This is a genomic window from Microcystis sp. M169S2, assembly GCF_020245865.1.
Classification (GTDB): Bacteria; Cyanobacteriota; Cyanobacteriia; order Cyanobacteriales; family Microcystaceae; genus Microcystis; species Microcystis ichthyoblabe_A.
Genome location: NZ_JADBUB010000023.1, coordinates 1 through 12,582, shown reverse-complemented (window position 1 = coordinate 12,582; position 12,582 = coordinate 1). Strand labels below are relative to the sequence as shown.

15 protein-coding genes and 1 pseudogene are annotated in these 12,582 nt (G+C 39.3%); 1 reads left to right on the top strand and 15 read right to left on the bottom strand.

Annotation, left to right across the window (positions count from 1 at the left end; genetic code table 11):
* The 15 genes and pseudogenes from IM485_RS02200 to IM485_RS02130 all read right to left on the bottom strand — a co-directional run.
* Positions 1 to 1,225: pseudogene (locus IM485_RS02200) on the bottom strand (hypothetical protein); the annotation flags it as partial.
* Positions 1,226 to 1,242: 17 nt separating this feature from the next.
* Positions 1,243 to 1,704: a hypothetical protein gene (locus IM485_RS02195; protein ID WP_287740957.1), complete on the bottom strand. Its 462-nt coding sequence runs from the start codon at positions 1,702 to 1,704 to the stop codon at positions 1,243 to 1,245.
* On the bottom strand, positions 1,704 to 2,267 hold the full coding sequence (locus IM485_RS02190) for a hypothetical protein (RefSeq protein ID WP_287740956.1): 564 nt from the start codon (positions 2,265 to 2,267) through the stop codon (positions 1,704 to 1,706). Before IM485_RS02190 ends, IM485_RS02195 begins: the two co-directional genes overlap by 1 nt.
* Before the next feature lie 126 nt (positions 2,268 to 2,393).
* Positions 2,394 to 2,783: a hypothetical protein gene (locus IM485_RS02185; RefSeq protein ID WP_287740954.1), complete on the bottom strand. Its 390-nt coding sequence runs from the start codon at positions 2,781 to 2,783 to the stop codon at positions 2,394 to 2,396.
* A complete protein-coding gene (locus IM485_RS02180) occupies positions 2,761 to 2,967 on the bottom strand; it encodes a hypothetical protein (protein ID WP_287740952.1) in 207 nt (68 codons plus the stop codon). The genes IM485_RS02185 and IM485_RS02180 overlap by 23 nt, the downstream gene beginning before the upstream one ends.
* Positions 2,964 to 3,347, bottom strand: coding sequence for a hypothetical protein (locus IM485_RS02175; protein ID WP_287740950.1), 384 nt, complete (start codon positions 3,345 to 3,347; stop codon positions 2,964 to 2,966). Before IM485_RS02175 ends, IM485_RS02180 begins: the two co-directional genes overlap by 4 nt.
* Complete coding sequence (locus IM485_RS02170) at positions 3,347 to 4,123, bottom strand: hypothetical protein (RefSeq protein WP_287740947.1); 777 nt, start codon at positions 4,121 to 4,123, stop codon at positions 3,347 to 3,349. The genes IM485_RS02175 and IM485_RS02170 overlap by 1 nt, the downstream gene beginning before the upstream one ends.
* A 13-nt stretch (positions 4,124 to 4,136) precedes the next feature.
* Positions 4,137 to 4,790 (bottom strand): hypothetical protein, encoded by a 654-nt coding sequence (locus IM485_RS02165; protein WP_287740944.1) that lies wholly within the window; start codon positions 4,788 to 4,790, stop codon positions 4,137 to 4,139.
* 393 nt (positions 4,791 to 5,183) lie between these two features.
* A complete protein-coding gene (locus IM485_RS02160) occupies positions 5,184 to 7,124 on the bottom strand; it encodes a collagen-like domain-containing protein (protein ID WP_287740941.1) in 1,941 nt (646 codons plus the stop codon).
* A 41-nt stretch (positions 7,125 to 7,165) separates the two neighbouring features.
* On the bottom strand, positions 7,166 to 8,104 hold the full coding sequence (locus IM485_RS02155; protein WP_287740938.1) for a hypothetical protein: 939 nt from the start codon (positions 8,102 to 8,104) through the stop codon (positions 7,166 to 7,168).
* A gap of 131 nt (positions 8,105 to 8,235) precedes the next feature.
* Entirely contained in the window at positions 8,236 to 8,619 is a 384-nt protein-coding gene (locus IM485_RS02150) for a hypothetical protein (protein WP_287740935.1), read from the bottom strand.
* A gap of 1 nt (position 8,620) precedes the next feature.
* Positions 8,621 to 8,890: a helix-turn-helix domain-containing protein gene (locus IM485_RS02145; protein ID WP_287740932.1), complete on the bottom strand. Its 270-nt coding sequence runs from the start codon at positions 8,888 to 8,890 to the stop codon at positions 8,621 to 8,623.
* Entirely contained in the window at positions 8,871 to 11,231 is a 2,361-nt protein-coding gene (locus tag IM485_RS02140) for a VapE domain-containing protein (RefSeq protein WP_287740929.1), read from the bottom strand. The genes IM485_RS02145 and IM485_RS02140 overlap by 20 nt, the downstream gene beginning before the upstream one ends.
* A 70-nt stretch (positions 11,232 to 11,301) precedes the next feature.
* Positions 11,302 to 11,490, bottom strand: a complete 189-nt coding sequence (locus IM485_RS02135) for a hypothetical protein (RefSeq protein ID WP_287710410.1) — start codon at positions 11,488 to 11,490, stop codon at positions 11,302 to 11,304.
* An 11-nt stretch (positions 11,491 to 11,501) separates the two neighbouring features.
* Positions 11,502 to 11,939, bottom strand: coding sequence for a hypothetical protein (locus IM485_RS02130; RefSeq protein ID WP_287710411.1), 438 nt, complete (start codon positions 11,937 to 11,939; stop codon positions 11,502 to 11,504).
* A 249-nt stretch (positions 11,940 to 12,188) separates the two neighbouring features.
* On the opposite strand from IM485_RS02130, the gene IM485_RS02125 reads away from it, so the two are divergent.
* Complete coding sequence (locus IM485_RS02125) at positions 12,189 to 12,434, top strand: helix-turn-helix domain-containing protein (protein ID WP_287740926.1); 246 nt, start codon at positions 12,189 to 12,191, stop codon at positions 12,432 to 12,434.
* Positions 12,435 to 12,582 lie beyond the last annotated feature (148 nt).

The window sequence follows — 12,582 nt, the reverse complement described above, 5'->3', positions numbered from 1 at the left end:
GAGTGACCGAGTTAAGAGTATAACTACTGCAAGCGCCAGTTGTAAAACTTGAACGTAGCCATGAGTCAGTTCGTACTGCGCCTCCTGCACTCAGAGTTGTAGTTATTGGAGGCAAATTATCAACAAGAGTAATAATAGAATTGATTAAAAAAGTTGTTTGTGCTATTGTAGTTCCGTAATTGCCTGCTAAATTTTGAATCCCGTTAGTATTTATTGTTAATCGATACGTTCCGGGTATTGAAGTTAAACTTCCTAATCCGTTAATTCTATAAGTAGTGCCGCTAATATATTCAATAGTAATACCGCTACCTATCAAATTATTTCCACTATCACGAGTCAAAAAAATATCGATAAAATTGAAAGTCGCAACATTGATGGCTTCTGAAAACCTAACATCAATAGACTCAATTGGACTCGTAGAGCTTGTGGGAATATTTAAAAATTCAATAGAAATATTAATGGGTGATTTAATATAATTTCTAGTTTCAAAGCTTTGATTCTTTTCATTTAACAAATACTGAATATTGAATTCAATAATTCTACTATAAGTATCTATTACTTTTGCTGGATTAAGCCCAGTAGTAGGGTTGCTAGAATCTAAAGCATTGGTAGGCAAAGAAAATCGATTAAAATTACCAAGTGTTTTTCCAATTAAAGCAGAAAAAGGCTCGTTCGTGGTATTTTCGCGAATTGTGATTTTATCGAATAAATATCTAATCACAGCCGCAAACCATTGGCGCGAATCGCTATTAGGATTCTGAGAATTTGTGCCATAGAAAGTAAGTTCACTATGCGGAATTAAAATTCCTGCTGTTGAAATTGCTCCTTGATTTGATACCGATGCAGCATTGGGAAAAACATCAATAATTTTAAGCGCACCTAGCCCGACATTGGCTCCGATGATAGGAGTTGGTATAGAATAAAAGATTCTCGTACTGTAATCTACACTTTCCGCAATATTAATCGAAAAAATTTGGTTAAAAACCCCTCCTGCTCCTCCTATTGGGTTGCTTTTTTCAATACTTAATCCTAATGCCGTATTAAAAGAGACACTTGATTCTAAAGTAGTTAAAAATCCTGATAAAAATTTACAATCTCTAATAATGTCGGGTTGATAAATATTTAATTCCTCATTTTCAACTAATCCTGCAATATTATCGCGAGGAATAAAAACACCAGCACTAGAAGCGGTTCCGGGTTGATCATAATAATCAAAATTAAGCATAGTCTTTCCTCGGTTTGTTATTGAATTATAGAACCACGAATAACTGAATTAAAATAACATTCTTTACCCATTAAAAAAATGCTTTCGACAGCGACTGTGGTTTTTGCTTTTAGGATTGATTCTTTTGGGAAAATTGTTAATGGCGGTTCCCATCCTACCCAAAGACTTTGATTATCTAATTGCTTTGCTTTCAAATTAAATGCAATCACTTCGACAAAATTATTATTTAAGCCTAACAAATTAATTAAAATTGTACTTTTAGCTAATTCGCTAGGAATTTCAATAAGTTTTATCCAAATAGACCTCAGTTGAAAATTTACAGGTATTTCCCAGGTTATTTCTTGATTGGCCAGTAAATTATTTGGATTAGCTAATTGGTGAAAAGTTTCAATTCCTTGCGCGTGCTTGTGCAATCCATTTTCTTCAAAACCGCGCAAAATAACTTGGCCGGCGGGAATGGTTGAAAGTTCAAAAGCCATTATATACCTCCTAATAACAAGGGAGTGAGAGCAGAAGTTCCGGTTAGCAAGGGAGCCTCAACAGCGAGAGAAGCTCCTAGAGTCAAGGGAGCGAGAGAAGCTCCTAATAAAGCGATAGCTGCATTTTGATTGATTTCATTAATAATTTGTGCTGTATTCGATATTGATTCTGTTAATTGAAAATCCTTAATAGTATTATAGATTTTTTCTTGCGTGATTTCGGTTTTTATTACATAAATTCTAAGATTAAAAGAAATCGTACTATGAATGTAGCACGAACAATCAATCTCTGTTTCGGAAATTTCGCGAGGGATATAAGTAGTTAAAGAAGTGTCTCCCAATAAATTAAATTTGCCATCTAAAAAAGTCAGTGGCAAGACTTTTTCTTGATTCAATGATCCTATTAGAGGAAATGAACCAACTATAGATAATCCAAATTCTATAGATTCATCGCTAGGCAATCCCGGCGAATCAAAAATTAAAGATTGCCCTCTTTTAAAAGAATTGGATTTAATGACTTGATTACTGGGTACATTTCCATCAAAAATTACTATAGTTTCCACGGCTCTCCTTTGACATATTTTGATGCACAAATAGGAAAATTAGCTTTAATTATTTCTAAAGCGATCTTTAAGCATTGTTCATCAGTGTACGAAGGCTTTTTTTCTTTAATTGAATTAATTAAAAAATCAATTAAATCGCTGGTAATTTCGCTCATGGCTTTCTCCTGTGTACTTTAAAGTTTTGATTTCTGATAAATTATACAATTCTTTGGTTAATCCATTGTGATTTAAATTTGTTGGGCGGTACGGGTTAAAAATAGTTCTGTTTGTTGTTTTTTCTTGGCTCTCAAAACAAGCTAATAATTGTCGTGGATCAAAACCTCTGGCGGCTAAGGCATTTGGATTATCTTGAGTAAATCTAGCCTCGTAAAGAGAAACTACGGGAGTAATAATTGAATCGGCACTTTGAATAATTAAATCGACTCGAATTAAAGTTTGTTTATTGCTTAAATCCATATCGTAAAGTAAAGCAATTCGCTTTATTTTACGATAACTAGCTGGTGGCTTCGCTGACATTTACAGATACTTCGCGGCTCTCTTGATTTAGTTCAAAATCTTTAACGATTATTCCTGTAGGTAAAAAATCTAAAATTTCTTCCGAAGAAATACTCGCCAACGTTTCTTCAACATCATTTAATTTATTTTCGTCAAGAACGATCAACGAAAATTTAATTACTCCTTTAATTAAACTAGCTCTCACGCTACAAATCTCCTAAGATAAAAGTCATCAGATATTAATTCACCCTCTAATCCTACGGAAAAGATTAAAGAATTAGCAAAAACATCCGTAAAAAATTGCTCATAATTGTTACTCCCAGGGTTAAAAGGTAGATCAGCGCGAAGATAGTCAGTAGAGTTAAAAAATAATTTTGCATATCTGACTCTACCTAAAGGAAAATCGCACAAATTAAATCGCGGTGGCACAATTTCAACATGAGATTTATAAACTTGAGGCAAATAATCAGCATCAAAATTATCGTTTGTCACTGATCGAATTCCATTGATCACGCTGTAAACTTCCAATCTAATAGAAGGCAAGCTTAAGCCTAAATCACTTTGATAAACACCCCGATAAATCATTAAGGTTCGTTGAAAAGTAAATGCACATTTTTAACGCTTTCCCCTCGATAACCCACGCAATAAGCACAAGGTGCGATCCCATCAATTTGAGATTTAATCGTAGCTGCCGATTTGTCCGAAACGATCGCATTTCTATTTACTCTTCGAGGCTTTGAAGCGGCGTTTTCGCCTGATTTTCGAGCCACTGCTTGAATAATATACTTTCGTGGAGAAATTCCAAGCGCACGTCCACTGCAAATTCCTCCTCCTTCAACAGCTGCATCACTTAAGGCCGATTTTTGGCAAGCATTTAAAGCGGTGGGTGCTGTTTCAATTCGCGTACTTAATCGTAATTGTCCAGACGCTTGAATATCGGGAGTATAATCAAAAGATACTGATTCTTGTACTTTGGCCGAAGGAATATCAGTAAAAGGCGAAGTTCGGAAGGTCGCTCCGGTAAAAAAAGTTTGAGGAACTAAATTCCAACTTTCCCCTTCTAGATCAATACAAGCCGCATTATTTGATTTTAAAAACAATACTGCTTCTTCGATATCGGCAGTTTCGCGAGAAGCCAAAGGGAATCGATGAATATTGCCATTAGTAAAAGTGGCAATCAAAGCGCGAGGGGTGAATAAGCCGACAGCACCGCAATTTACTTCATCGGTTCTGGTAGCATAAAACTGCTGAATGACCGCGGTCGGGACATCATCTCCAAACTTAACATTTAAATTTGGATATTCATTGCCAAAGTCATCGGTATAAGTACCGATCATCCGACTTGAATTTACAAGAGCCATAAATCAATTCTCCTTATTGTGTTACAAAATTTAAATCAAGATTGTCCGATTGCGTGATGCTTTGTTGAAAAGTAATAGAATAAGTAATTTCAATTGCTACTTTTCGATCTGGTAAAGCATCTATTTTTGGCGTGCTTGCTGATTTTTTAATTATTGCCGAAGGAATAGAAGCGGATCGAATAGCAATGTCTTTGCTATAAATCAAATATCGAAAAAAGGCACTGAAAAAAGAGCGATTATCTTCGCTAATTTGATAGCCTTCTGGATAAATATCCTCAAAAGGAATAATCAAATTATTATTTTTCCCTGCTTTTCCGAATATTTCGTCTAATCTCAAGCCTCCTATTCCATTAGGGGAAAGCGCAAAATCCGATAGGGTATTCTTTAACAAATCCCCTTGTAAAATGTGGGTCAGTGCATAGGTGGTGTTGATAATATTGGGGTAAGGAGTGGTCTGAGAAGGTTTCGCAGGTTTCTCCAATCCCAAAACTTTTACAAAAGGAGTAGCGCAAATTAGCTTTAATAAAGCTAAAATAGCTTTTTGCCTATTTTTTGGAGTATCTTCCCAGTCGGACTCTTTTAATCCGTAATCTTTTAAGGAGATTAGGGGGATTAGCACCGAGTTGGGGTTGTAGGATTGGCTGGAATTGCCCTGAATAAAGATCATGCTTGCTCATCTCTCGATACTTTTAGTTTAGTAGCTTTTTCACGAGAGGGCAAACACTAGCCTAGAGTGAGCATATATCATGGCACTACACACAACCGAATTGCAAGTGATAATTTATCTGATCTGGGCATAATTCACAAACATAAATCCTATTTTTATAGGACGACACCGCTATCCATTTTCTGCGGGCAAAGTACAAAACCTGATCGTAAGATACAAATTTTGTGGCACAATACACCTTAACAGGTGTCCATTGAGTTACGCCGTTGGCATTAGTGATATCGTGTTGATACGTCCTGTGGCTGAATATGGCTTTTTTCTTTGTCCCAAAAGGATGAGCGTACTTCCCCCCGTGTGAATGAAATCCATGCCTCCGTCGGTTTTTAACTGTCCTCATCTGGACTTTCTCCACGAGTGAACAGCGAGAAATTCGCCTTCATTATAATAGCCATAACAAACTTTTCTAAGAATTATTTTTTCCCCCGTGTGAACAATAGGAACTGTGCTACTAGTAACTAAAGGAAATCTAGGATTGTCAGTTTCTCTAGGGGTATCTTTAGTCAAAGTTAGCATTTGGCCAAAAAATCTATTCGCTTCGTCAACATCTAAAAACCAGCCTTTAACTAAAGGTTCTCTGCTATTTTCTTCTGAATAATACGTTCCGTATTGTTTGCCGATTATTTTATATATTGGCTCAAAGTATTCAGACCAATAATTTACACCAGAAGAAATCACTCTCAAGGCATCTATAGGATTTCTCAATTGGCTTGTAGTTTGATAAACTGAAACTTTTGGATTTTCTTCTAACACCCAAGAAAATAACAAATAATGCCCCCGCGTCGTCAGCGGCAGCGCCGGATCGGGAAGCAATACCATACAATCATCTGCATTTATTTTGCATACGATTTCTTGTTTAAGAGATGCGACTTGACGGCTAATTGTTCCTATAGCTGTTGATAGAAGATCAACAAAAACTATATTTTCTCTGTAGCCTTTCGCCCTTTCTTCATCTGTAACGTCAACAGGACATTCGGGAGGCCGTTCGTCGTCAGGAATTGGGTTCCCTTCTCGTGCGCGGCGATCTACTTCTGTACAATCAATACAGGTTATTTCAGTTAATTCAGTTATTTTACAAGTTTTTTTCTGCAAAATTGCCAACTGATTATTAATTATTACCGAAGCATCGATTAAATTTACAACTGTAATTATATTTTCTCTGTAGCCTTTCGCCCTTTCTTCATCCGTAACGTCGAGAGGACATTCGGGAGGCCGTTCGTCGTCGGGAATTGGGTTCCCTTCTCGTGCGCGGCGATCCACTTCTGTACAATCAATACAGATTATTTCGATTAATTCAGCTTGAATTTCACCGCTTCCGCTTCCTCCTCCTCCTATTCTATTTCTAATATTTTCACAGCAAGTTTTAATTTCTAAAATGTTGTTATTAATGATTTCACTGAGATTTACAATTAAATCAACATTTACGTCAATGTCATTAACAGTCGATTTAATGTCTATAACATTTACGTCAATGTCATTAACAGTCGATTTAATGTCTATAACATTTACGTCAATGTCATTAACAGTCGATTTAATGTCTATAACATTGTTACCGAGTATATCGATTTTTGGATTAATTTGATTAGTTAAATTGAGATTATTGTTAACATTTACGTCAATTTGTTTTAAAAGAGGCAAAGTAACATTTAACCCATTGTCACATTCAAAATCAAGATTTAATATCTCATTAAGAATCTCTTGAGATTTGCTAATATCTTGAGTGTGATTTTTGCTTATTTGCAAGCTAATCGCACGGCTTGAATTTTGAATCTCATTGATTATTCTTTGAATATCGCAAAGCATGGATACACTGGTAGTAATGGAACATTTATCGACTCTTAAACTAGCCGTGAGAACGCAGGAAATAGGATTAAAAATCAAGGATAATCCGCAGCTAATCGGTTTAGGATCAGCAGTATCTCCTTTTTCTCCTTTTTCTCCTTTTGCTCCTTTTTCGCCTTTCAAACCGCGCTCCCCGCGAAGGCCGTCGCGGCCGGGGTTCCCGTCGCGGCCTTGTTTTCCATCCTTCCCGTTTTTCCCGTCTATCCCGTTTTTTCCATCCTTCCCGTTTTTCCCGTCTATTCCGTTTTTCCCGTCTATTCCGTTTTTTCCATCCTTCCCGTTTTTCCCGTCTATCCCGTTTTTTCCATCCTTTCCGTTTTTCCCGTCTATCCCGTTTTTTCCATCTTTCCCGTTTTTCCCGTCTATTCCGTTTCTTCCATCCCTTCCGGGCTGACCCGGATCTCCTTTGGGACCCTTAAAAACACAATTAGCCATAATTTATCACATATAAAATATAAATTTCTAAAGGAATAAAATTAGCCGCAAATACAATCATAAGAATTACACCCCGGTTTATATTTGATCATTTTTTTGACACAGCCAAAAGCATCTACACAAGCGATCCGATTTCCCAACAATACTCTAACGGTAGTTCCCGGGGGGCATTGTTCACAGTTTTCTTCGCATTTTTTATCAAAGCGAATCCGAGGCGGCGGACAATTGGGATTATCCGAGCATTCTTTAAAAATCAACAGAGAGAAAACATTATAATCTCTCCACACACTTGCACAATGCCCTTCGTATTCAATTCGCAAAGGAGGATCCAAAAAACCTACGATCCATCTACCCACTAATCTTTCATTTTCAGGCCGAAAGTAGCACCTTTCGGGTACTACGATCACCTCCGGGCAAACATCTCTAGTGATTGATAGAATTTCTTGATTAAAAATATCAAAAATTTTAAATTCACATTGAGTTTCTCCTACATATTGAACTATTTCAGCGATGCTTGTCGATTTGCTAATATTATCAGCTACAGGCGAAAAACGATCCTCAGTGTAACAAGGATTTTGACTTAATTTGTTAGTACCACTCCATACAACTCTATCGAAAAAAGCATTTGGCGCGACTTCTTGGTTAACACTAACAATAGTGAAATCGCCTCCCTGAGTTTGTTTTATATCTGCACCTAAAATTTTACCGACAACAGTATAAGGACCATAAACATCACCTAATTCTGCATCACCAATAATTAGTTTTCTATTAAAAAAACATCTTTTTATTATGATTTTAACCCATACAACACCTTCCTGATTATAATCGCCATAAATTGTATTTAAAGAGTATCTTTCCCCCGATATTTCTTGCCAAGCTTCCCCCGGATACCTGTATCGAATTTTTTTTAGCTCCCAAACGGGTGCATTAGAATAAATACAAACTATTCCTTTTAAATCCAATCCTGTAGGCGGCAACAAATCAGGCGGCTGATAGATGGGCGCGGGTTGAGTCGGGGGCAGCCGATTTGGCCCTGGCGGACGATAGGGAAGGGGTGCCGGGGGACGTAAAGGGGGGAGAAGCGGCTTAACTAGCGGGGGAGCATACGGCATTAGAGATTAATTGCGGGAGGGCGTGCGGGGGAAGGATCGGGAGCATAGATAGTGGTGGTGATTTGATAAGCTATTAAATCCACGCCTGATTCAAAAATGCCATTATCTAATCCTTTCCCATTTACTTGAACCACAAAGCGGCGGCCTGCTGTAATTTTCGCACCTGTCTGAGGATTAGTATCTTCCAGAGATTTATCGGCCAGCGCATAATTGATCGCCGCTATCCAATCTTCTAAATTATCAGGAGTTGCGGCCTGCGAATTAATAGCCTGATCCACATCTTCCCAATCGACTACTAAATATCGCTTGGTGGGAGATAGTGTAATCGCACTCCCTAAGCCAGATTGAGTATTAGATCCTAAAAAACTCAGTGGTACACCCATATTAAGCCTCAAATAATTGATTAATTTTTTCTAGATCGAATCGATAAGTCGGTCGGTTTTTATTGAAAGAAATATTTCGATAATGTATACCGACTTGAAATGCTTCGGACCGAATCCATTCTAGCACTTTGTATTTTGATACGCCTAGACTGTCAGCGACTTGCTTTGTCGTTTTCCAATCAATCGTATTATTACGAGAATTGGGAATCACTTCTACGGGCTGTTCAGTTCCCATTAGCTTAAATACATCATCAAGAGATTTTTTCCTCATTTAATTTTTCCTCTATTTTAATCAATAAATCTGCAGCATCAATCAAATCAGATCGAGATAATCCCTCTAAATCCCTCCCCCCATATCGGGTAATTAAAAAATCTTCTCTTTTTCCTTTGTCCCACCTCAAGCGATCAAAGATCGATCCAATCTCGCAAATGAGGCCAGACTCGTAGGATTCCTCTACAGGATCAGGATTAGGAATTTTGCCGTTGTTTTGAGATTGAAAAAAGTTTGCTTTTTTGCCGTTGTCAAGCGTTGTCACCGTTGTAACGCGCTCTGGGACTGGGTTCTGGACTACAACGCTACCGTTGTCGCTACCGTTGTCACCGTTGTCACCGTTGTCAGGCTCATCTATTACTTGAGAGGGAAATTTTTCGGGTGATTGCCATACCCGACGAGCCTTACCATCGTATTCTGATTCCCGACGGCTCCCCAATGGTGTGCATCCCAGAGAAATCAAGCAATCCCGCACCCGATTGCGGCTCTTAGTATCTATCTTATCAAGAGTAAAGCCCAAGCACTCAAGCAATATTCGCTCGATTGAAAATCGCTGAATTTCTCGATCCATAAGCCAATTTTCAATGGTAGATAGCCAAATATCACTATCGCGAAACTGCTCATTTACTTTTTTGTGAATTTCGTACTCCTCACGGCTTAAATAGCGGCTCTCTCCGGCCCGATAAGCGGCCACGGCTGCGGACCATATCTGATCCCTTTCGGACCGAAGCTGCTCAGTTGGCACGATCCATCCTTTAGCGAGAGGGATTACCCAAAACCTCCGATCTCCAGTGGCATCTTTCAGGAAAGCGGAGGGATTGATCGACCCGGCCATGACCGACATCCGGGGATGCTCGATAGATTCTCGGCCGTACTGTCTCACGAAGTTGTCACTTTGTCTCGTCAGAAAAGCTTTGATTGCGTTGAAATCTTGCTTTCCAGTGATCTTATCGAATTCTGGCCATTCTTGGATCCAGCCCTGGTGAAGGGTCATCAAGGACTTTGCCGATTCCAAATTCGAGCCAAAGGAATCGTCAAACCATTTCCCCCCAAGAATCTTAAAAAATTGAGATTTCCCGGCCCATTGCTCCCCTTGCAAAATCAGGGCATTATCAAACTGACAGCCCGGCTCGAAAACTCGCGCCACGGCTCCGATCAGCCATTTTTTTACCAATAAATCATAGAAAGGATCAGTAGTGCCAAAGTATCGCCGCGAGAGATCATCGATGCTGACTTGGGGAGTATTTTCCAAACTAGCCAAGTATCGCCGAACGGGGTGATAGGCATTTTGTTTAGCCTTATAGAGGAACCCATTGATTATCATGTGTTCTGAAGCGATCACATTGTACTCGTGGAGTAGTCTAAACTGAAGCTCTCCGGATAACTCAATCGGCTTACCTTCCCACTCTACCCGTTCGGTCAGGAGATTGTATTCTAGATTTTTAATCTGAGTATCGAGAAATTTAGCAAATTGATCCAATTTTTGGCAATGATAAGGCTGCCCATGATTTTCTAAGTATTCAGCTATCTCTAGCCGATTTTCGATTAATTCAGAAAATTCTCCCGGGCCATTGAGAGCGATAAAATCATCGATGCCTTTACCACGCTCAAATTCCCAATTTAAGACCGAAACCGTCGCGCCGTAATCTTGAAGCTGTTCGGCCAGCTTTTTTAAGGCCGCGATGACATTATTCCTAACATTCCATCGCTTATCTTGATCAAAAGCGATGATAAACTCCCGGCCCGGACGAATTAGCTTGTAGATTTCTGGCTTAAGCAGGCCATCATCGGAAAAATTGTAAATTCCTGATAGGGCAATCGCTACGCGCCCCTGACTAAGAATAGCCCCGGCTTTTTTAGCCCCCTCAGTAATGATTATTGGGATGGGATTCTCTAATACCCAATCCCAAAATTTCTGATTTTTCGGGCATTCGGGGAATTTTTCTAAGGCTTTTCCTTCCACTTTCAAAGCAAAAATCCCAGCGCGGCAATTGGGGGGAGCCTCGTATTTTAAAGCCTTGCCTTGATTAAGCTTCGGGCGATCCGGCTTGAAGCATCCCCATTGGGAATCATCAAGGGTGATTAGATCAATCCCACCACACCACCAGCCACCGTGATCGAGATGATCATATCTCTTAAGCCATTTTTCCCGTAGCCGGCCCGAATTAGTTCGCTCGGATTTATCAAGCCCATAAAGCAGGCGCTCATAGGCATTATCACCACTGCAAGTAATCACATTAGATGCAATTATTTCGGGTAATACGCCAGAATTAAGCCACTCGTTCAAATGCCGATCATCAGGAAGTTTTTCGAGAAAAGATTGCGGATGCAAAATGTTCATGGTATTATATATAAGTGAATGAAACGGATGAAACCCCTCGCCACCGAACCTGTGAGGGGTTTCTGCTGCTTTAACGTTTGTGAGACTGTTTTAACCAAGTTCGTCCGTACTGGGCGACGTATGCTTTATGTTGCTCTTTGACGCGCTGTAAATTTTCTAAAGAGCGACGACGCTCCTGTATTGCGTCACGACCGCGCCGAAAATTGTACTCCTCTTCTTCTTTTTCGATTTGTTTGTCGATTCTCGATTTTTTAGACATTTTTACCTCTACTAAAAGGGGATTATTGCATTTAATTCATCATCCGATAGTTCTATGGCAGGCGTGAAATCTTCATCATAAAAATCTCGCATCCTAGCCCTAGCCGAATTTTGCTGATGGCCAAATTGCCATAAGGATTTTTCATCTTTAAATCCGGAAAATTTCCGCATCCTAGCCCTAGCCAAACTTAATTGATAGCCAAACTGCCATAGGCTCTGATCATTTTCCAGATGCTCATCCCAATGGCCAGATAAAAAGCAAAAATGAATTCTGGACGGGGAATTCGGGAAAATCCAAGCTTGATACCTGGCATCCCACACCCCTCCAAGCCCGAAGGCTAGGAAGCTATTCTTAATAGATCGCTCAGCCCACACGGGAAATCGATGGGCGTAACTTTCCACAAATACCAAAAAATTCCCGATCCTAAATTCTAAAATTTTTCCTTTCATGGTGAAAAAGAGGGCGGGAATCCGCCCGTACACATACATCTTGGAGAAAATCGCGAACCCCATAAGCATTAACAAGCCATAGCTATTACCCTCCTTTAACTTTCATTAACTTCGATTAGAATTGATTTAATCCCCCTCGGACTGGCATCCACAGGGAATTAAGGAAACAGGCGATCGCTTTCTTACTAGGGAATAGTCGCCTAGTTTCCCTGTACTTAACCTGTAGCGATTCGCTACAATTATTGTATAATGAAACTGGTAGTAAAAGTCAAGTTAGATTCTAAAGAAAATATCTTGAAGCAGATCAGACAAGCATTGGGGATAAGTCAAGAAGAATTCGCCAAGAGACTAGGAGTCAACCGAAGCTCAGTGGCCCGATGGGAAACTGGGTACACGAAAGAAGCTTCTTTTACTTTGCGGCAAATTAAAGCTTTGGAGAAAGAAATAGGTAAAATTGGGCTGAGGTTTGCCGATTTACCCGATAATTTGAATTAATTAAGATTTTTCTGTCCTTCTTGGCGATCCGTTTGCGGGTCGCTTTTTTTTGGTGGCGTTGGGGCAGCGTTGTCAGTGGCGTTGTCGGTAGCGTTGTCGGTGAAAAGGCTTGCTACATAAGGCTTTTAATCTATTTTTTTTTTTTTTT

Coding starts and splice junctions, on each gene's coding strand:
- IM485_RS02185 (WP_287740954.1), bottom strand. CDS start 2,783: ATGTCAGCGAAGCCACCAGCTAGTTATCGTAAAATAAAGCGAATTGCT.
- IM485_RS02175 (WP_287740950.1), bottom strand. CDS start 3,347: ATGATTTATCGGGGTGTTTATCAAAGTGATTTAGGCTTAAGCTTGCCT.
- IM485_RS02195 (WP_287740957.1), bottom strand. CDS start 1,704: ATGGCTTTTGAACTTTCAACCATTCCCGCCGGCCAAGTTATTTTGCGC.
- IM485_RS02130 (WP_287710411.1), bottom strand. CDS start 11,939: ATGAAAGGAAAAATTTTAGAATTTAGGATCGGGAATTTTTTGGTATTT.
- IM485_RS02150 (WP_287740935.1), bottom strand. CDS start 8,619: ATGGGTGTACCACTGAGTTTTTTAGGATCTAATACTCAATCTGGCTTA.
- IM485_RS02145 (WP_287740932.1), bottom strand. CDS start 8,890: ATGAGGAAAAAATCTCTTGATGATGTATTTAAGCTAATGGGAACTGAA.
- IM485_RS02160 (WP_287740941.1), bottom strand. CDS start 7,124: ATGGCTAATTGTGTTTTTAAGGGTCCCAAAGGAGATCCGGGTCAGCCC.
- IM485_RS02135 (WP_287710410.1), bottom strand. CDS start 11,490: ATGTCTAAAAAATCGAGAATCGACAAACAAATCGAAAAAGAAGAAGAG.
- IM485_RS02125 (WP_287740926.1), top strand. CDS start 12,189: ATGAAACTGGTAGTAAAAGTCAAGTTAGATTCTAAAGAAAATATCTTG.
- IM485_RS02165 (WP_287740944.1), bottom strand. CDS start 4,790: ATGATCTTTATTCAGGGCAATTCCAGCCAATCCTACAACCCCAACTCG.
- IM485_RS02140 (WP_287740929.1), bottom strand. CDS start 11,231: ATGAACATTTTGCATCCGCAATCTTTTCTCGAAAAACTTCCTGATGAT.
- IM485_RS02170 (WP_287740947.1), bottom strand. CDS start 4,123: ATGGCTCTTGTAAATTCAAGTCGGATGATCGGTACTTATACCGATGAC.